At 27.5% G+C, this 1,124-nt stretch carries 2 protein-coding genes; both read right to left on the reverse strand.

Annotation, left to right across the window (positions count from 1 at the left end):
* Positions 1-46: 46 nt before the first annotated feature.
* Positions 47-676, reverse strand: coding sequence for a hypothetical protein (locus tag ACJJVO_RS00310; protein WP_405569015.1), 630 nt, complete (start codon positions 674-676; stop codon positions 47-49).
* The gene (locus tag ACJJVO_RS00315) at positions 676-1,089 is read right to left on the reverse strand and encodes a DUF6884 domain-containing protein (RefSeq protein ID WP_405569018.1); all 414 of its coding nucleotides are present in this window, start codon (positions 1,087-1,089) and stop codon (positions 676-678) included. Before ACJJVO_RS00315 ends, ACJJVO_RS00310 begins: the two co-directional genes overlap by 1 nt.
* Positions 1,090-1,124: the final 35 nt, after the last annotated feature.

Consider the following 1,124-nt stretch of genomic DNA (forward strand, 5'->3'; position numbering starts at 1 on the left):
GGCAAGAAGCCAGCAATAAATTATATACGGTGTTGTAAGTAGTGCTTTATATTATTCGTTTTAATTCAGTTAATTCGTTTTCCGATAAAGACTGTTTCCATAGTTCATTCACTAACCACAATCCGCTATCTTTTATTTTTTGTTTTGGCGAGGATAATCCTAACCAATTTTCACTCGGTTTACAATTCGTACAGTTTGAAACTGTAGAAATTATTCTTGATTCAATTCTTAATCTCTGTTCTTTTTCCAAAACCTCAAAAACTACAAAAGAAAAATTATTTTGAATATATTCAGATACCTTTTTTTCAATACTTTGCTGTTTCTCAAAATCTATTTGTTCCGAATATTTTTTCTTATTTGCTCTGGTTGTCAAATCTAATTCCCATTGCTTTAAAAAACTGTCATTTTCTGCATTTAATAATGCTCGACCAATATTTTTTCTAAAAATGCTACGGTCTTTATTTTCTTTAATAAAATGTTGTTTTAATCTTGATTGAAGTTGATTATTTCCTGTGTGAGTTCCAATTCGGACTATTCTCTTTAAATCATTAAATTTCTCGCCTTTCTCAAACAAAATATAAATTCCATTTTTCGGGATTTCTTTCTCGTTAAAAGGAAAAGAATATTCTTTTAATTTGTTGAATATTCCGTGTATTTCATTACAAATTTTACTCATTAATTATTCTGTTTTGTTAACCATTGTAATTGTTTTCCGATTTTCAGACCTTTCATTGGAATTTTTACATTACTCAATTCTGGAATTAAAAATTTTCGATATTTTTCTCCCGCTAAAAAAGTAAATTCATCGTTTTTTAAATCAGTCAAATTTTTCAATTCATAAATGACTTTTTTCGACCATTCTTTAATTTCGTTTGAACGCATATTATTCAAAGTTTTGTCATAAGGTTCAATTTCGTCTGTTAATTTTAAAAGTCCGTGTTCAGCAGATAGAATATAAATTTCATTGGGATTTAATGATTTTGCATAAGTTAAATTCTTTTTGAAAAGAGAACTTATATAAATATTTTCAACTGTCGATTTTCTATCTAATTTTTTACTAACGCACGAAATCAATACTATTTTTCTCATTCAGTTCGGGTGTTTTTGGGCATTACTTACAACGT

This window comes from Winogradskyella sp. Asnod2-B02-A (assembly GCF_045063645.1).
In the GTDB taxonomy this organism is placed as follows: Bacteria; Bacteroidota; Bacteroidia; order Flavobacteriales; family Flavobacteriaceae; genus Winogradskyella.

What these genes read in the sequence shown, in the direction of transcription:
- ACJJVO_RS00310 (WP_405569015.1), bottom strand. Translation starts at nt 676, where the DNA reads ATGAGTAAAATTTGTAATGAAATACACGGAATATTCAACAAATTAAAA.
- ACJJVO_RS00315 (WP_405569018.1), bottom strand. Translation starts at nt 1,089, where the DNA reads ATGAGAAAAATAGTATTGATTTCGTGCGTTAGTAAAAAATTAGATAGA.